Here is an 18,063-nt window from a genome sequence, read left to right as displayed (position 1 = left end):
ATAATGGTATAATGTTAAAGTATTGAGATTGATTGTCTAATGAAATTTCGGAGGTATATTATGTGGCGAGTATATGTAGTAGCATTAGCAGTTGTCATTATTGATCAACTGACAAAGTGGCTTGTAGTAACAAATATGGAAATTGGAGAACATATAACAGTTATTGAATCCTTTTTTTATTTAACATCACACAGAAATTCAGGAGCAGCATGGGGAATACTAGAAGGTCAAATGATTTTCTTTTATATCATTACCTTGGTCGTAGTGGCCTTTATTGTTTTTTATATCCAAAAGTTTGCCAAGGAGAGTAAATGGCTTGGTCTTGCTTTAGCATTTGTTCTGGGTGGGGCAGTAGGAAATTTTATAGATCGCCTGATCCATAAAGAAGTCGTCGATTTTTTTGATGTGTATATTGGTACATATGATTATCCCATTTTTAATATTGCTGATTCTTCTTTAGTAGTGGGAGTTATTGTAATATTTATTTATACGTTCTTCGATGAAAGAAACAAAAAAAGGAGCAACCAGAAATGAGCGAATTTTCTTATATTGTAAAAACGAGTGATCAAGGGATACGAATTGATAAACTGTTAGTCAACATTATCGATGACTATTCCAGATCACAGATTAAAACATGGTTTGATAAAAACTTAGTACTTGTAAACGATAAGGCTGTGAAACAGAACTATAAATGCCAGGCTGAGGATCAAATACAGTGGCAAGTACCAAAAGCAGAACCGCTAGATATAGTGGCGAAAAATATACCGATTAATATTGTATATGAAGATGAGGATATTCTTGTTATTAATAAAGAAAGTGGAATGGTTGTTCATCCGGCAGCAGGTCATCAGGAAGATACATTGGTCAATGCATTACTGTACCACTGTGATGATTTATCCGGTATCAATGGTGTTAAGAGACCAGGAATTGTCCATCGAATTGATAAAGACACGAGTGGTTTATTAGTGGTTGCTAAACATGACCTTGCACATGAAAGTTTATCAGAACAACTGAAAGAGAAAAAAGTCAAAAGAGCATATCAGGCAATTGTGCATGGTGATATTCCACATGAATATGGTACGATTGATGCTCCTGTAGGACGAAGCGAAAAAAATCGTCAATTAATGGATGTAACAGAGAAAGGTAAAGCGGCTGTTACTCATTTTGAAGTAATCGAAAGGCTACATGGGAAATTTACTTTCGTAAAATGTATGTTAGAAACCGGTAGAACACACCAAATTCGTGTGCACATGAAATATATTGGTTATCCATTGGTTGGAGATCCAAAATATGGTCAGCGAAAAACAATAGATGTAGATGGTCAGGCACTTCATGCTTATCATTTAAGTTTTGAACATCCTGTCAAGAAAGAACAGATGGAGTTTGAAGTACCGTTACCAGAAAAATTTGCAACAGTATTAGAAAATATCCGAAAAAGCAATTGACTTTATCAACAGTTTTTGGCATAATGAAACCAATATCATAAAGACCTTTTAAAACAGTCCCGTGAGGCTGAAAAGGAAACGGATCATCATACCATAAGTATGACCAAAACCCTTATTCTCTCACGGAGAATAAGGGTTTTTTTAGGCAATAAAGTATAAAATGTGCGCGGGTGTCTAGCTCCGAACGCCCAAAAACTAGGAGGCTTCACGAATCACCCTACGATAAAGAAGACTTGCTGACTGGTGAAACCAGAGGCCTAGTCGCCCTTATACCCTTGGGTGAAAGTCATCATCGGCTCACATGCTTACCGTGATTCCTTAATCTCAGTTGATTCTGAAGTCGCTACGTTTCTAGACGGGCGCACTAAGCTTTTCTTGTAACAGGTCTTAATATAGTAATTTAAAGTGAGGTTTTTATGTTGAATCAAAAAGCAAATGTACTAGATGCTCCAGCAATGAGAAGGGCGCTGACACGAATTGCTCACGAAATTCTCGAACGCAATAAAGGTGTTGGCGGATTAATGCTAGTAGGTATTAAAACAAGAGGAGTTCCGATTGCTAAGCGTCTCCAGGAACGCATTCAAGATATCGAAGGTGTAGAAGTACCAATTGGAGAATTGGATATTACACTATATCGTGATGATTTATCACATGTTGAAGATCAAAATGAACCAACACTGAATGAAGCCAATTTAAAAGAACAGGTTACAGGCAAAAACGTTATTTTAGTAGATGATGTTTTATATACAGGCAGAACAGTCAGAGCTGCAATGGATGCAATTATGGATATAGGTAGACCTTCTCAAATGCAGCTAGCTGTTTTAGTAGACCGGGGACATCGTGAACTGCCAATACGTGCAGATTTTATAGGTAAAAACATTCCAACATCACAAAATGAAATCATTACAGTTGAATTGGAAGAAATCGATCAAAAAGATAGTGTTAGTATTTATGAAAAAGAATAAGACCTTTAAACAAGTACAGAGATGCTTGCAAGGTCGCATTTAAAGGCTACGTGTATACCTTATACTACACGTCTACCTCTTTGCGACCAGCAAAGAGGTTTTTTTATTAGTTAATTAAGGGAGATGGAGAAATGTCAGAGAAAAATATCGTCTTAGATGTCCGAGAAGTACCCAAGCTATCAAAGTGGTTGATTTTTAGTATACAGCACTTGTTTGCAATGTTTGGAGCTACAATTTTAGTTCCGTTTTTAACAGAGTTGTCACCAGCAGTTGCGTTAGTATCCAGTGGTTTTGGTACACTCGCATACCTGCTGATTACAAGAGGACAAATTCCAGCCTATTTAGGATCCAGTTTTGCCTTTATCGCTCCAATCACAAGTGCCATGGCAATAGGTGGACCAGAAGGAGTCATGATTGGGAGTTTCTTGGCTGGTGTTGTATATGGAATCCTTTCGTTATTGATAGCAGCCTTTGGAACAGATTGGATTATCAAAGTATTACCTCCCATTGTAGTAGGGCCAGTCATTATTGTGATTGGGTTAGGATTAGCCCCTACGGCGATTGATATGGCTATGAATGTAGACGGTGAATACAGCGGTGTTCATTTCAGTGCAGCGATTGTCACTTTGCTGATCACAGTTATCGGTTCCTTGTTATTTAAAGGATTTTTCGGACTTATCCCGATCCTAATTGGGATAATCGGTGGATATACCTACTCACTAGTTATCACTGCCATCACAAATGTGAAAGTATTAGATGCTAGCGGCGTTCAAGCTGCTTGGGACAAAATTGTTTCCAGTAATTCATTTGGTGAGGCTATTCAGTCAATCTTTTTAGTACCTGATTTTGTTATCCCGTTTGTTACGTTTAATCCAGTAGATGCATTTAGCTGGAGTGTTGTATTTTTGATGGTACCCGTTGCGATCGTAACAGTTGCCGAACACATTGGTGACCAAATGGTTCTTTCCAAAATAGCTGGCAGAAATTTTCTGAAAAAGCCTGGTTTGCACCGTTCGATATTAGGCGATGGGGTAGCTACTGTGATCGCGTCATTATTAGGAGGACCACCTAATACAACATATGGTGAAAACATCGGTGTATTGGCGATTACCAGAGTGTTTAGTGTGTTTGTTATCGGTGGTGCTGCAGTTTTAGCAATGATTTTCGGTTTTATCGGCATCATTACAGAATTAATTGGTTCTATTCCATCTCCGGTTATGGGAGGTGTATCGATTCTGTTATTCGGTATTATCGCATCAAGCGGTCTACGAATGCTAATCGATAGCCAAATAGATTTAGGAGAAAAAAGAAACCTCGTTATTTCATCAGTCATTTTAGTCATCGGAATCGGTGGTGCCCATATCGATATACCGGTTGGTAATGGTCAAGTTGTACCCATTGCAGGTATGGCCCTATCCGCATTAGTTGGCTTAGTTTTAAATCTTATCTTACCTGAAAAAGAATCAGGTTATGGTAATGGTAGTATGTTTGCAAGATCTGAAGATGAGGAGTAATAGTTTCAAATAAAAGGATAGGGAGGATGTAAAAGATGGAGCATTTTGTGACGATGAAGGATAAAACAGAAACAGAAATACTTCAATTGGTGAGAAGGGCACATCATATTAGTCAAAAAGGGGTAAATCCTCTACAAGAGCAATATTTTGCTGCTAATCTTTTCTTTGAACCTAGTACACGCACCAAAATGAGTTTTGTTGTAGCAGAAAGAAAACTTGGTATTGAACCACTGGACTTTATGACAGATGTCTCAAGTGTAACAAAAGGTGAGAGTATTTATGATACAGCAAAAACATTTGAATCTATTGGTGCTAACTTTATTGTTTTACGACATCAGCAAGAAAACATTGCCAATCAATTAGCAGAATCTTTATCCATCCCTGTCATTAATGCAGGAGACGGGACTGGAGAACACCCGACTCAAAGTCTCTTAGATCTTGTGACCATTTATCAGGAATTCAAGCAGTTTAGCGGCCTAAAAGTAGTGATTGCTGGTGATATCAAGCATAGCCGTGTGGCACGATCCAATGCAATTGCACTTTCAACATTAGGCTGTGAGGTCTATTTAACCGGGAAGGACGAGTGGCATGATGAATCATTACCGTATCACTACGTGTCCATGGATGAAGCAATCGAAATAGCCGATGTTTTAATGTTACTTCGAATCCAGCATGAACGACATCAGGATCAATTTAATTTATATCAAGAAAGTTACCTAGAGAAATATGGTTTAACCGTAGAAAGAGAAGCAAACATGAAGAAACATGCCATCATATTACACCCAGCACCTGTTAACCGCGGAGTCGAAATTGATACCAAGTTGGTAGAATGTGAAAGATCGCGAATATTTAAACAAATGAAAAATGGTGTAGTAGCAAGAATGGCAGTAATAGAGACACTTTTGAACCAAGGGGGCAATTTCAATGAAGAAAATTTTAACAAACGTCAAGCGAATATTGGATAATGGCAGTTTAGAACCTTGTGAAATTTTAATAGAGGATGGAAAAATTAAAGCTATCGGAACGGAATGGGACATTACAGAAGCAGACCATATTGATGGAAAGGGCAACTTGGTCACCCCAGGCTTTGTCGATGTCCATGTCCATTTAAGAGAACCAGGTGGCGAAGCTAAAGAAACTATTGCCACTGGTACGAAGGCTGCTGCTCGTGGAGGGTATACAACGGTTTGCGCGATGCCTAACACGCGACCAACTCCTGATTCAGCGGAAGTTTTACAATCTATTCAAAACAGAATTGAAGAAACAGCAGCAATTCGTGTTCTACCCTATGCATCAATTACCGAGCGACTTGTAGGTGATAAATTAACCGATATGAAGGCACTAAAGCAATTGGGTGCTTTTGCTTATACAGATGATGGTGTTGGTGTTCAATCAGCAGATATGATGTTACAGGCAATGACACAAGCAGCAGCAATTGACATGCCAATTGTTGCGCACTGTGAAGAAAATACATTAATTCATGATGGTGTGATGCACGATGGGAAAGTGAGTCAGCAGTTAGACTTACCAGGAATTCCTTCTATTTGTGAGGCTGTACAGATTGCCCGTGATGTCCTTTTAGCTGAAGCGGCAGGATGTCATTATCACGTATGTCATGTCAGTACGAAAGAATCAGTACGCGTGATACGAGATGCGAAAAAAGCAGGTATTCGGGTAACAGCGGAAGTAACACCACATCACCTGTTAATCAATGAAAATGCTATTACTGAAAATGATGCCCAATTTAAAATGAACCCACCATTGCGTGCAACAGCAGATCAAGAGGCGCTAATCGAAGGTTTACTTGATGGAACGATTGATTTTATTGCAACAGATCATGCTCCACACACTGCTGAGGAAAAAGCAAACGGTATGGAAGAAGCACCATTTGGAATTGTTGGATTTGAAACAGCATTTTCTCTTTTGCATACCCATTTTGTTAAAAAAGGAATCTTTAGTTTAAAGCAGCTAATTGATTGGATGACCGTAAAACCAGCAGATACATTCGGGTTACCTTACGGACGGATTGAGATTGGTGCAAGCGCTGATTTCACATTACTAGATCTAGAAACAAATGAAAATATAGATACAGCAACCTTTTTATCAAAAGGAAAGAATACACCATTTGATAAATGGGAAGTAACTGGGAAGCCTGTTATGACCATTTATCAAGGTCAGATTGCTTATGAGGAGGGGACAAAATGAAAAGACAACTTATTTTAGAAGATGGTACCGTGTTTAATGGGGAAGCGTTTGGTTCCTTAGCGGAAAGTATTGGTGAAGTCGTATTTAATACTGGAATGACAGGTTATCAGGAAACATTATCTGACCCATCGTATTGTGGTCAAATTGTAACGATGACATATCCACTTATCGGAAATTACGGTATTAACCGAGATGACTTTGAAACGATCACTCCATCAATTTTTGGTTTTGTGGTAAAAGAATATTGTGAAACACCGTCTAATTTTCGCAGTGATGAAAACCTAGATGAGTATTTAAAAGCAAATAATATACCAGGTATTTCTGGAATAGATACAAGAAAGTTAACTAAAATTTTGCGTAAACACGGTACAATGAGAGGTATTTTAACAGAAGCTGGTGCTGAGGATAAAGAAGCTTTGGACAAGTTAAAACAAGCAAAATCGCTTACCAATCAAGTTGAACAGGTTTCTACCGTAAAACCATATGTCTCACCTGGAAGAGGATACCGCATTGTATTAGTAGATTTTGGTATGAAACATGGTATTTTACGAGAATTAACCAAGCGTAATTGCCATGTAACGGTTGTACCTTACAATTATAGTGCAGAAAACATTTTGCGTCTAAAACCTGATGGCATCATGTTAACAAATGGTCCTGGTAATCCTAAAAACGTACCAGAAGCGATTGAAATGATCAAGAAGGTTATTTTAACTATACCGATCTTTGGTATTTGTTTAGGACACCAGCTACTATCATTAGCATGTGGTGCAGATACCGACAAATTAAAATTTGGACATCGCGGTTCAAACCACCCAGTTTATGATTATGAGACTAAACGCACTTATTTAACGTCCCAAAATCATGGGTATGCCGTAACCGAACAATCCATTGCGCAAACCGATTTAGAACTTTCGCAGATCGCATTAAACGATAAAACAGTGGAGGGAGTAAAACACTCCAAATATCCATCATTCTCCGTACAATATCATCCGGAAAACTCACCAGGTCCAGATGATACGAACTATTTATTTGACCTTTTTATGGGGAATATCGCAAGCTATCAAGCAACACAGAAGGAGGAAGTCTAAATGCCAAAGAGAACGGATATTAAAAAAATTTTAGTAATAGGCTCTGGCCCGATTGTAATTGGACAAGCGGCAGAATTTGACTATTCCGGAACACAAGCATGTCAATCATTGAAAGAAGAAGGCTATACAGTTGTTTTGGCAAACTCTAATCCGGCAACCATTATGACGGATCATACGATTGCAGATACAGTGTATATGGAACCATTAACGGTAGAATTTTTATCTAAAATCATTCGCAAAGAAAGACCGGATGCGGTTTTACCAACTCTTGGTGGGCAAACTGGCTTAAACTTAGCGGTTGCTTTAGATGAGTCCGGAATTTTAGAAGAATACGGTACGGAATTACTCGGATCAAAATTAGACGCGATTCAGAAAGCAGAGGATCGTGAAAAATTCAGAACATTAATGAATGAAATTAATGAACCAGTACCTGATAGCCAAATCGTAAACACGGTGGAACAAGCATTAGACTTTGCGAATGAAATTGGTTATCCACTAATTGTTCGGCCTGCATATACACTAGGTGGTACAGGTGGTGGCATGTGTTATAACGAGGGAGATTTAAAAGAAATTACCAGAAATGGACTAGCCTTGTCACCGGTAAATCAGTGTTTAATCGAAAAAAATATAGCAGGTTTTAAAGAAGTTGAATATGAAGTAATGCGAGATAAAAATGATCAAGCAATCGTAGTTTGTAACATGGAAAACATTGATCCAGTCGGTATCCATACCGGAGACTCAATCGTTGTGGCACCATCACAAACATTAAGTGACCGTGAATACCAAATGTTGCGTTCATCATCATTAAAAATTATCCGCGCATTGGAAATTGAAGGGGGCTGTAACGTTCAATTAGCGTTAGATCCATACAGTTTCCAATACTATATTATCGAAGTGAACCCAAGAGTAAGTCGTTCATCTGCTTTGGCGTCCAAAGCGACAGGTTACCCGATTGCGAAAATTGCTGCCAAAATTGCTATTGGTATGACATTAGATGAGATTATGAATCCAATTACAGGAACAACTTATGCAATGTATGAACCAGCTTTAGACTATGTCGTGACGAAATTTCCTCGTTTCCCATTTGATAAATTTGTATTAGGTAACCGGAAGCTTGGTACCCAAATGAAAGCAACAGGAGAAGTTATGGCAATTGGTCGTAATTTCGAAGAGTCTTTACTTAAAGGCATTCGCTCATTAGATATAAGTGGTGATGATTTCTACTTAGCTAAATTAGAAGATGAATCACTTGAATCTTTAAAAGACCGTTTAGTACATGCAGATGATGAACGGATTTATGTATTAGCAGAAGTACTACGAAAAGGCATATCCCTTGAAGAAATTTTTCAATTAACGAAGATTGATCGCTTTTTCTTGGAAAAATTAAAAAAGATTATTGAATTTGAAATAAAGTTAGCAGATATTCCACAAAACCTTGATCTGTTAAAAGAAGCAAAGAAATTAGGCTTTTCGGACACGCATATTGCTCGTGTTTGGAATGTTGATGTAGACGAAATCTATCAGCTTAGGAAAACGGAAAATATTTTACCAGTTTATAAGATGGTAGACACCTGTGCAGCTGAGTTCGAATCGGAAACACCTTATTTCTACAGTTCATATGAAGAGGAAAATGAATCAATAGTAACCGCTCGCAGTAAAGTATTAGTTATCGGTTCAGGCCCGATCAGAATTGGACAAGGGATTGAATTCGATTATGCGACGGTTCACTCTGTACTGGCATTAAAAGAGGCAGGCTATGAAGCGATTATTATGAATAGTAATCCTGAAACTGTTTCAACTGATTTTAGTGTTTCAGACAAATTATATTTTGAACCATTAACTTTAGAAGATGTAATGCATGTCATAGATTTAGAAAAACCAGAAGGAGTTATTGTTCAATTTGGTGGTCAAACAGCTATTAATCTGGCAGAAGGACTAGAGCGTCGTGGTGTAAATATCCTGGGGACTCCACTTGCTGCGATCGATACAGCTGAAGACCGTGATAAATTTGAACAACTTTTACAAGAGTTAAACATTCCACAACCACAAGGGCAAAGTGTACGACAACTAGATCAAGCAAAAGAAGCAGCAACAGCGATTGGTTATCCAGTCTTAGTACGCCCATCATATGTTATTGGTGGAAGTCAGATGGAAATTGTCTATAATGAAGAGGAATTAGAGGGCTATCTAGCGAAAACGAATCATATTAAGCATAAGCATCCAGTGTTAATCGATAAGTATTTAACTGGAATTGAAGTGGAAGTGGATGCGATCAGTGATGGAGAAACAACGATCATACCTGGGGTCATGGAGCACATTGAACGTGCCGGTGTTCACTCTGGTGACTCGATTGCGGTCTATCCTGCTCAACGATTATCAGTTGGCATTAAACAGAAATGCGTGGATATTACGATTAAGATTGCTGAAAAATTGGGAGTAAAAGGACTGATTAATATTCAGTTTGTCGTGCATCACAATGAAGTGTACGTACTAGAAGTTAACCCAAGAGCAAGTCGTACGATTCCATTTTTAAGTAAGATAACAGGTGTAACGATGGCAAATGTCGCAACACGTTGTATTATAGGAGAATCACTGGCAAACATGGATTACGAAAAAGGTTTGCTACCCGAGCCAGAAACAGTTTCTGTCAAAGTACCGGTGTTCTCATTTGAAAAATTACGTAGTGTTGATACGATGCTTGGACCTGAAATGAAATCAACAGGGGAAGCAATTGGACGTGACAGAACATTAGAAAAAGCGTTATATAAAGGTTTAACTGCATCTGGGTTAAAGATACCGATGCAAGGGGCAATCTTGATAACGATAGCTGATAAGGATAAAGCAGAAGCATCTGAAATTGCTCAACGATTCTTTGAATTAGGCTTCCATCTCTATGCTACAGCGGGAACTGCTAAAACAATCAGGGAATTAAATATACCAGTGACTGAAGTAGGAAAAGTCGGAGCAGAAGGTAGGAATGTACTCTCCATTATTGAACAGGGTGAAGTCCAAGTAGTTATTAATACACTTACTTCTGGTAAAAAACCTCGTTCTGACGGGTTTAGAATCCGTCGTGAAGCAGTAGAACATGGTACTCCATGTTTAACAAGTTTAGATACAGCAGAAGCTATTGTAAATGTGATTGATTCAACAACATTTACTGCAAAGCCAGCAGTAGAAGGGAAGGCTATTGTACTGTGATAACTAAACAATTGTTGAAAATAAATAGTCATTTGCAAATCGCGGAAGATACTTTTGAAGTTGTTTTGCAATCATCTATGGCACAAGTATTAAAGCCAGGACAATTTGTGCATATCGCCTTACCGAATCATATGTTACGCAGGCCGGTTTCTGTAGCTGCTGTCGACGCCCATGCGGAAACTTTTACGATTATCTTTAAAATATTTGGAGAAGGAACTCGCCAGCTAGGTAAATATAAGGCTGGAGACTCTCTCGATGTTATTTTACCGTGTGGCTCCTATTACCCGATTGACCAATTAGAAATGAATCAAGCATTGATAGTGGGTGGAGGTATTGGTGTGCCTCCGCTCTACTATCTAGCTAAATCGCTAAAGGATAAAGGGGTAAAAGTTACGAGTATCCTTGGTTTTCAATCGAAAGATCAAATATTCTATGAAGAAAAATTTCAACAAATTGGCGATACCTATATAGCGACCAATGATGGTAGCTATGGCACAAAAGGCTTTGTTACAGATATTATTGATGAAATGGAGCCCACATTTGATTACTTCTTCTCCTGTGGTCCAACGCCAATGTTAAAGGCGGTTTCGAGTAAATTAGACGGTCGTAATGGCTATATCTCTTTAGAAGAACGAATGGGTTGTGGAGTTGGTACATGTTATGCATGTGTAGTGCCTTTAAAAGAAGACCCTTCGAAATCGAAAAAAATATGTAAAGACGGTCCGGTATTTTCAGCAAATGAGGTGATCTTAACATGAATTTAACGGCGAGATTGCCAGGTCTAACATTGAAAAATCCTGTCATGCCAGCTTCCGGCTGTTTCGGATTTGGGAAAGAGTACAGTCAGTTTTATGATTTAAGTGAACTGGGAGCAATTATTGTCAAAGCAGCCACAGGTGAAGCACGTTACGGGAACCTCACACCGAGAGTGGCAGAGACTTCAAGTGGTATGTTAAATGCGATTGGCTTACAAAATCCTGGTGTTGAACAAATTATAGAAGAAGAATTACCTTTTTTAAGACCATATGACACACCTGTGATTGCTAATGTTGCCGGGAGTACAGTAGAGGAATATGTCAAGGTTACTAAAACATTAAATCATTCAAAAGATATTACTGCTTTAGAATTAAATATATCTTGCCCTAATGTGAAAGAGGGTGGAGTACAATTTGGAACGGACCCATCACTTGCAAAAGAAGTAACCTATCAGGTTAAAGAAGCAAGTGACTATCCGGTATATGTCAAATTATCTCCGAATGTATCAAATATTGTAGAAATGGCGAAAGCAGTGTCGGAAGTTGGAGCTGATGGCTTGTCAATGATTAATACATTAACAGGTATGCAAATAAATTTAAAACAGCGAAAGCCGATCATTGCAAATAAAACAGGGGGATTATCAGGTCCTGCGATAAAACCGATTGCGATTCGTATGATCTATGAAGTGCGCCAATCCCTTGATATCCCGATTATCGGGATGGGTGGAATTATTACAGCCGAAGATGCTTTAGAATTTCTTTTAGCTGGTGCAGATGCGGTAGCAGTTGGAACTGCGAATTTTCAAAATCCGCTTGCATGTCCTGAGATCATTAATGATTTACCACGAGTGCTAAAGCAATATGGCTTCGATTCAGTGGAAGATGCAATAGGAAAGGGGCATGTGTAATGGATCAACCTTTTTTTCTGGCCTTGGATTTCCGTACGGCAGAAGATGTGAAATCGTTTATTGAGAAGCATGATCTTTATGGGGTACCAGTAAAAGTAGGAATGGAATTGTTTTATCGTGAAGGCAGGGAAATAATCGATTGGCTAAAAGAACATGACCATCCGATTTTCTTAGACTTAAAACTTCATGATATACCAACAACAGTTGAAAAAGCGATGTATAATTTAGCTCATTTAGGTATTGATATTGTGAATGTTCATGCTTCCGGTGGTTCAGAAATGATGAAAGCAGCCAAAAGAGGATTGGAAGCAGGAACTAATGGTAAGGTTCCTAAACTAATTGCAGTAACCGTGTTAACATCAATGGATCAATCGACTTTACAAGAAGAATTACAGATTAAGCAATCAGTAGATCAGGCAGTAACACGCCTTGCATTATTAACCAAAAATAGTGGTGTAGATGGCGTTGTTTGTTCGGCACATGAAGTACCACTCATTAAACAAACATGTGGTGATGACTTCTTAACCGTAACACCAGGGATTAGACTAAGCGATTCCAAGCAAAACGATCAAAAACGAGTAGCAACCCCTCAGTTAGCCAAACAAAATGGTGCGGATTACTTGGTGATCGGTAGAAGTATTACTCAAGCGGAAAACCCTAAAGCTAATTATCAACGTGTACGGAAGGAGTGGAATCATGCTTAAATCAAAAGAAATTGCCAATGCGTTATTTGAAATAGATGCCATTCAAATTCGACCAGATCGATCCTTCGTATGGACATCAGGAATTCATTCACCAATTTATTGTGATAATCGATTAACAATGTCTTATCCAGAAGTGCGAAAACAAATAGTAAAACAATTTGCGGAAATAATTGATCAATTAGAAGAAAAACCAGATGTGATTGCAGGATGTGCCACAGCAGGAATACCTCATGCTGCATGGTTAGCTGATTATTTAAGTCTTCCAATGGTTTATGTACGATCAAAGCCCAAAGGACATGGCAAGCAAAATCAGATAGAAGGTAAGATAGAACAGGGAGATAAAGTCATCGTAATTGAGGACCTTATATCTACTGGAGGATCATCTATCGAGAGTGCACTTGTACTACAAGAAGCAGGTGCGGAAGTCTTAAGTGTGTTAGCTATTTTTAGTTATGGTTTAGAGAAAGCAGACAAACAATTTAAAGATGCTAGTATACCTTTTAAAACAATAACAAACTTTGATATTTTAGCTAGTGCATTAGTTGAAAAAGCTGAAATTACAGAGGCAGAAAAAACGGATTTATTACAATGGCGAGATGAACTTGGTAATAATTAATATTTCCTGGGAAACCGCAGGAAATGTATTAATTCGATACTGTTCGACCATTGTGTAGAAAAATGACATGGAATGGAATAAACATACAAATTTAATTTTAGTAGATTCATATATGTAATAGCCTATTTCTATAAATATTTATGGAAATAGGCTATTTGATTTTTAAACGAAGGTATGGAAAGCTGTTTTAATCATAGTAGAGGAGTCAAACACTACTTTTGAAGATAAGTGGGAAAATTTTGATCAAAAATCCTGTATTGACATGCAGTATTTTTATTTCGCAATCGGTCCAAATTGTAGCATAATTCCTAACTCCAGTATTGGATATTTATGTTAAAAAATAAATGAGTTTGTGAAAAAGTGTACTTAAACTAAAGTGGCAGTTATATGTAGTATCCGTTTCAAAACATTGATAAGGCGTACCTTTTACCATTGTTTACATGTAACCGTAGATATGCGTTTAAGGACTTGACTTGGAGCCTCTGTGGGCACGATTGGTCTTGGAAGGATGAAGCAGTTGTTTCATCAGGCGTGCAAGCCTATCATACCCACCCATCCAAGTAAAGTCTTATCTTTGTTAACGTTAAAAACTATAATTACTTACTACATATAATGCTTATACAAAGATACAAATTTAGCATTTTACATATCTTTACTTACGTTGAATACGGTGGAAAACTATACTATATATAAGGGCAGTAATGTTGAAGATAATTTCCACTTCAATGAAAATACTATTCAGTGAATTTTAGTATAATAATGAGATACTTGCCCTTCCGTTAATAAGTTACCAACATAGTATGAATTAAAACTTTCTATGAGGTGATCTTATGACTAGTTATAAGCCTTATACCCGAAAAATTCAACGGTGCTGTCCAATTTATCCTATACAAAAAGTAAAAGCTAAAAAGAAGAAATGTGTTTGTCCACCTGGACCTCCAGGACCCCAAGGAGAACAAGGACCAATAGGGCCAGCAGGACCTCAAGGAGAACAAGGATCAATAGGGCCAGCAGGACCCCAAGGAGAACAAGGACCAATAGGGCCAGCAGGACCTCAAGGAGAACAAGGACCAATAGGGCCAGCAGGACCCCAAGGAGAACAAGGACCAACAGGGCCAGCAGGACCTCAAGGAGAACAAGGACCATCAGGAGGATTACTCGCCTTTGCTGATTTTTATGCGTTAATGCCCCCTGATAATGCTGCACCGGTGCCAGCTGGAGGGGACGTAGATTTTCCTCAAGATGGACCTTCCAGTGGGGGGGAGATTTCTCGTACTGGTCCCGATACATTTAGCTTGTTTGACATTGGCATTTATCAAGTCTTTTTTCAGGTGAGTGTTTCCGAAGCAGGACAATTGGTTTTAACTCTCGATTCGGGAGGAGGAGCCGTTGAGCTTCCTTATACGGTGGTCGGGCGAGCAACCGGTACTTCTCAGATAGTAGGAATGGCTCTTGTTCAAACGACAGTAAGCGATTCAATACTCACTGTACGAAATCCTGCTAGCGAAACCACAGCACTAACCATCACTCCTCTCGCTGGAGGAACAGAGCCTGTTTCAGCACATCTTGTTATCACGCGACTCCAATAGACATGAGAAATAGAATCACTTACTCTATTCCAAACTAATATGTAGGTTGTTTTATAGGTAGATTGCGCGTACGAGAGTGGGACAGTTCTACTTAAATTAACGAAACAGTTTAGTACAAGAAGCAATAAGTAAAAATAAGACGAAGGGTTGTAAAAAGAATTTGACAATCTCTTTGTCTTATTTTATCATTTGGGTGTAAAATGTTTTTTACATCTTGTAAATGTGGAGGCATATTGGATGGAAAATAGAATTAAGGAGTACAGAGAAAAATATACTCTTTCCCAAGGAAAATTAGCGAAATTATGTAATGTAAGTAGGCAAACAATTAACGCTATTGAAAACAACAAATATGACCCTACTTTACAATTAGCTTTTGACTTAGCAAGGAATTTAGGTGTTACAGTGGATGAATTATTTTTCAGAGAGAGGGAGGATAAAGAATGAATTTATTTATTACGCTCATAATAGTTCCCCTTGTATTTATAGCCTTCATTGGGTATTTTACTGGGAGTAAGGAATTTATATTGGGACCGAATGATGATGAACGAAAAAAATCAATTAAACAAAAATCCATCGTTCAAAGCTGGGCTACCATATTTCTGTTTTTATTAACAAATTTCCTTTTTGATTTATTTAATCTGCAAGATGAACGTTTGTCTGATATTCCCTTTGTATTTCCAGAACTTTTCTATTTAATTATTTTGGTAGTGAGCTATTTTATTTTCTTAGTAATTAATAATAAAAAAATAAGTGCATAATATTTTCTTTTCAACGGGTGGCAAATGCTTAACAAGGATAACGATTTAACTTGTTGAAGTAAAGGATGCGAGAGTGGAACAAAGAGCTTATCAATCGACAGTTCCTATTGTATTAAAGAGTTGGGTTATTAAAGATGAAAATGTTTACAATTATCTGAATATTAGTTATACTTTACCTAATCTTTCAAATGGGGTGAATGGAATGTCTTACCGTCTTGTTCGAAGTATCTAGGTTTTCGGGCTGGAAAAAAAACGCGTGCCAGCCATCAAGGGAGAAGTATGCCCTTTTTTAAACCTATATTTTGAACAGTGTTGGTAGTCATTTATATTACTACGAAAAACAAGACACTGTATGATTGTGTCTTGTTTTTTTCTTATATTTGAAAGGCGGTTAAAAAATGAAAGAGTTTGATTATGAGTATTTCTATGATAAGGTCGGGAAAATAAACGGTTGGAATTTTAGCAATATAAAATGTTCCTCTGAAGGTGTTAAGTGGGACTTTTACGAAGAAGTAATTAAAAGATGTAAAAAAACAGATGTACTTTTAGATATTGGTACAGGTGGCGGTGAGAATATATTACGAATTTCATTTTCATTATTTTTCTTGATTGGAATTGATTTATCAAGTGGAATGTTAGAAACTGCGGTATCTAATCTTAAAAATTCAAATGTTTCGAACGTAAAGTTCTTTCAGATGTCATCTTACGATTTGCATTTTCCTTCAGGCTTTTTTGATGTGGTTTCAAGTTGTCATGCACCACTTTCTTCAACAGAAGTATATAAGGTATTAAAAAGTGGTGGGTGGTTTCTGACACAACAAGTAAGTGAAGCAGATAAATTAAATATAAAAAACGCATTTGGTCGAGGGCAGGCTTATGATAAAACTGACGGTGCATTGAAAGAAAAATATATTAGTGAACTCAAAGAAGTAGGTTTTTCTAAGATTCAATCCTTTGAATATGATGCAATTGACTATTTTGAAAGACCTGAAGACCTAATCTTCTTACTTACAAACACACCAATTATTCCTAATTTTGGTGAAGATAAGAAGGATTTTGAAATATTGAATGAATTTATAGAAAAGAATCGAAATGTTAAAGGAATCCAAACAAATTCTAAAAGATTCCTCATCATTGCAAAGAAGTGAATAGAATGATCCATCCAGGGAAAAAGCTGCTTAGTGCAGCTTTTTTCTAAGGTTTAATTGTGAAGTGATACACTTAAACTATTGGGTGCGATAGTTGAACAAGCTGTTGCACCTCTTATAGCGCTAAAGGGGAGTTTTGTAAAGATATGAGGTTGAAAATATGTGTTTAGTTTTTTCTATTTATGATAGAAAATGATGGTAAAATAAATAGTGTTTTATTATATAGTATGATTTTATTTTTGAGAGGAAGATGTTTGTGAAAACAATTGCAGTTTACTGTGGTTCTAGTAAAGGAATTGACCCAATCTATATGGAAGAAGCTAAAAAACTTGGAAAAGTTCTAGTAGATAATGGATTCGATCTTGTTTATGGAGGAGCAACAGTTGGTTGTATGGGGGCAGTTGCTGATGCTGTTATGGAAGTAGGTGGTAAAGTAATAGGTGTTATACCAGAGAAGTTAAAAAACGTTGAAATAGCTCACCAACAACTATCTGAACTACATGTCGTTAGAACTATGCATGAAAGAAAGGCGTTAATGGCAGAGTTTGCTGATGGATTTATTGCATTACCTGGTGGTTCTGGAACTTTAGAGGAATGGTTCGAAGTATTTACTTGGGCTCAACTAGGATACCATAACAAACCGTGTGCATTACTCAATATTAACGATTACTACTCACCTATATTAACACTTTTTGACCATATGATTGAACAAGGGTTTGTTAAAAAGGAGTATAAAGAATTAATAGTTATTGATGAGGATTCAAAAGAGTTAGTTAATAAGCTAATGACATACGAGGGTGCTTATATACATAAATGGTAATAAACTATCACTATAATTATAAATTGAAAAGAGGGAAGAAATCATGGAACAGTTGCTAAAAGAGATAAAGTTACTGAGTGAAAGAGAACCAAAAACGTTAGAACAAATGGCATTGAAGTTATCTGAGGAGGTTGGTGAAACCACCCAAGCTGTTTTATCTTATCTAAAAGCAAGTGGAAGTGACTATAAAGAGTTGGGAATTGATGATGTAAAAGAAGAATGTATTGATGTTGTTATAGTAGCTTTAGCTATGTTTTATAAATTATCTGAAAATGATGAAGAATTCCAAGAACTAGTTAGTAAGAAGATGGATAAGTGGGAAAGTAAAATGAGTTATTAAAGTTAAT

The 18,063-nt window shown here is 37.4% G+C and carries 18 protein-coding genes; all 18 read left to right on the top strand.

All coding sequences use genetic code 11. The annotated features are described in order from the left end of the window. Positions 1-60: 60 nt before the first annotated feature. Positions 61-534, top strand: coding sequence for a signal peptidase II (gene lspA / locus BM121_RS12190; RefSeq protein ID WP_091483918.1), 474 nt, complete (start codon positions 61-63; stop codon positions 532-534). Next, positions 531-1,445, top strand: coding sequence for an RluA family pseudouridine synthase (locus BM121_RS12185; protein WP_091483917.1), 915 nt, complete (start codon positions 531-533; stop codon positions 1,443-1,445). The genes lspA and BM121_RS12185 overlap by 4 nt, the downstream gene beginning before the upstream one ends. A gap of 419 nt (positions 1,446-1,864) precedes the next feature. Further along, positions 1,865-2,410 carry a bifunctional pyr operon transcriptional regulator/uracil phosphoribosyltransferase PyrR gene (gene pyrR, locus BM121_RS12180; protein ID WP_091484087.1) on the top strand — a complete coding sequence of 182 codons (546 nt, stop codon included), beginning with the start codon at positions 1,865-1,867 and terminating at the stop codon, positions 2,408-2,410. A gap of 131 nt (positions 2,411-2,541) precedes the next feature. Further along, on the top strand, positions 2,542-3,924 hold the full coding sequence (locus BM121_RS12175; RefSeq protein ID WP_091483916.1) for a solute carrier family 23 protein: 1,383 nt from the start codon (positions 2,542-2,544) through the stop codon (positions 3,922-3,924). Between the two features lie 35 nt (positions 3,925-3,959). Further along, on the top strand, positions 3,960-4,889 hold the full coding sequence (locus BM121_RS12170) for an aspartate carbamoyltransferase catalytic subunit (protein WP_091483915.1): 930 nt from the start codon (positions 3,960-3,962) through the stop codon (positions 4,887-4,889). Continuing rightward, complete coding sequence (locus BM121_RS12165; RefSeq protein ID WP_091483914.1) at positions 4,849-6,129, top strand: dihydroorotase; 1,281 nt, start codon at positions 4,849-4,851, stop codon at positions 6,127-6,129. Before BM121_RS12170 ends, BM121_RS12165 begins: the two co-directional genes overlap by 41 nt. Then, the gene (locus tag BM121_RS12160) at positions 6,126-7,217 is read left to right on the top strand and encodes a carbamoyl phosphate synthase small subunit (protein ID WP_091483913.1); all 1,092 of its coding nucleotides are present in this window, start codon (positions 6,126-6,128) and stop codon (positions 7,215-7,217) included. The genes BM121_RS12165 and BM121_RS12160 overlap by 4 nt, the downstream gene beginning before the upstream one ends. Continuing rightward, positions 7,218-10,418 carry a carbamoyl-phosphate synthase large subunit gene (gene carB / locus BM121_RS12155; protein ID WP_091483912.1) on the top strand — a complete coding sequence of 1,067 codons (3,201 nt, stop codon included), beginning with the start codon at positions 7,218-7,220 and terminating at the stop codon, positions 10,416-10,418. Beyond that, positions 10,415-11,176, top strand: coding sequence for a dihydroorotate dehydrogenase electron transfer subunit (locus BM121_RS12150; RefSeq protein ID WP_091483911.1), 762 nt, complete (start codon positions 10,415-10,417; stop codon positions 11,174-11,176). The genes carB and BM121_RS12150 overlap by 4 nt, the downstream gene beginning before the upstream one ends. Continuing rightward, positions 11,173-12,081 carry a dihydroorotate dehydrogenase gene (locus BM121_RS12145; RefSeq protein WP_091483910.1) on the top strand — a complete coding sequence of 303 codons (909 nt, stop codon included), beginning with the start codon at positions 11,173-11,175 and terminating at the stop codon, positions 12,079-12,081. The genes BM121_RS12150 and BM121_RS12145 overlap by 4 nt, the downstream gene beginning before the upstream one ends. Further along, positions 12,081-12,785 carry an orotidine-5'-phosphate decarboxylase gene (gene pyrF, locus BM121_RS12140; protein ID WP_091483909.1) on the top strand — a complete coding sequence of 235 codons (705 nt, stop codon included), beginning with the start codon at positions 12,081-12,083 and terminating at the stop codon, positions 12,783-12,785. The genes BM121_RS12145 and pyrF overlap by 1 nt, the downstream gene beginning before the upstream one ends. Further along, on the top strand, positions 12,778-13,401 hold the full coding sequence (gene pyrE / locus BM121_RS12135) for an orotate phosphoribosyltransferase (protein ID WP_091483908.1): 624 nt from the start codon (positions 12,778-12,780) through the stop codon (positions 13,399-13,401). The genes pyrF and pyrE overlap by 8 nt, the downstream gene beginning before the upstream one ends. Positions 13,402-14,231: 830 nt before the next feature. Continuing rightward, the gene (locus tag BM121_RS22460; protein WP_091483907.1) at positions 14,232-14,990 is read left to right on the top strand and encodes a collagen-like protein; all 759 of its coding nucleotides are present in this window, start codon (positions 14,232-14,234) and stop codon (positions 14,988-14,990) included. 237 nt (positions 14,991-15,227) lie between these two features. Further along, positions 15,228-15,434, top strand: a complete 207-nt coding sequence (locus tag BM121_RS12125) for a helix-turn-helix transcriptional regulator (RefSeq protein WP_091483906.1) — start codon at positions 15,228-15,230, stop codon at positions 15,432-15,434. After that, positions 15,431-15,748 (top strand): hypothetical protein, encoded by a 318-nt coding sequence (locus BM121_RS12120; protein ID WP_091483905.1) that lies wholly within the window; start codon positions 15,431-15,433, stop codon positions 15,746-15,748. Before BM121_RS12125 ends, BM121_RS12120 begins: the two co-directional genes overlap by 4 nt. Before the next feature lie 398 nt (positions 15,749-16,146). Further along, entirely contained in the window at positions 16,147-16,896 is a 750-nt protein-coding gene (locus BM121_RS12115; protein ID WP_091483904.1) for a class I SAM-dependent methyltransferase, read from the top strand. A gap of 256 nt (positions 16,897-17,152) precedes the next feature. After that, complete coding sequence (locus BM121_RS12110) at positions 17,153-17,716, top strand: LOG family protein (protein WP_091483903.1); 564 nt, start codon at positions 17,153-17,155, stop codon at positions 17,714-17,716. Positions 17,717-17,759: 43 nt separating this feature from the next. Beyond that, positions 17,760-18,056: a MazG-like family protein gene (locus tag BM121_RS12105; RefSeq protein ID WP_091483902.1), complete on the top strand. Its 297-nt coding sequence runs from the start codon at positions 17,760-17,762 to the stop codon at positions 18,054-18,056. The last annotated feature ends 7 nt before the right edge of the window (positions 18,057-18,063 follow it).

Source organism: Gracilibacillus orientalis (assembly GCF_900114645.1).
In the GTDB taxonomy this organism is placed as follows: domain Bacteria; phylum Bacillota; class Bacilli; order Bacillales; family Amphibacillaceae; genus Gracilibacillus; species Gracilibacillus orientalis.
The sequence above is the reverse complement of the archived record's forward strand: the minus strand, read 5'-3'. Positions and strand labels throughout refer to the sequence as shown.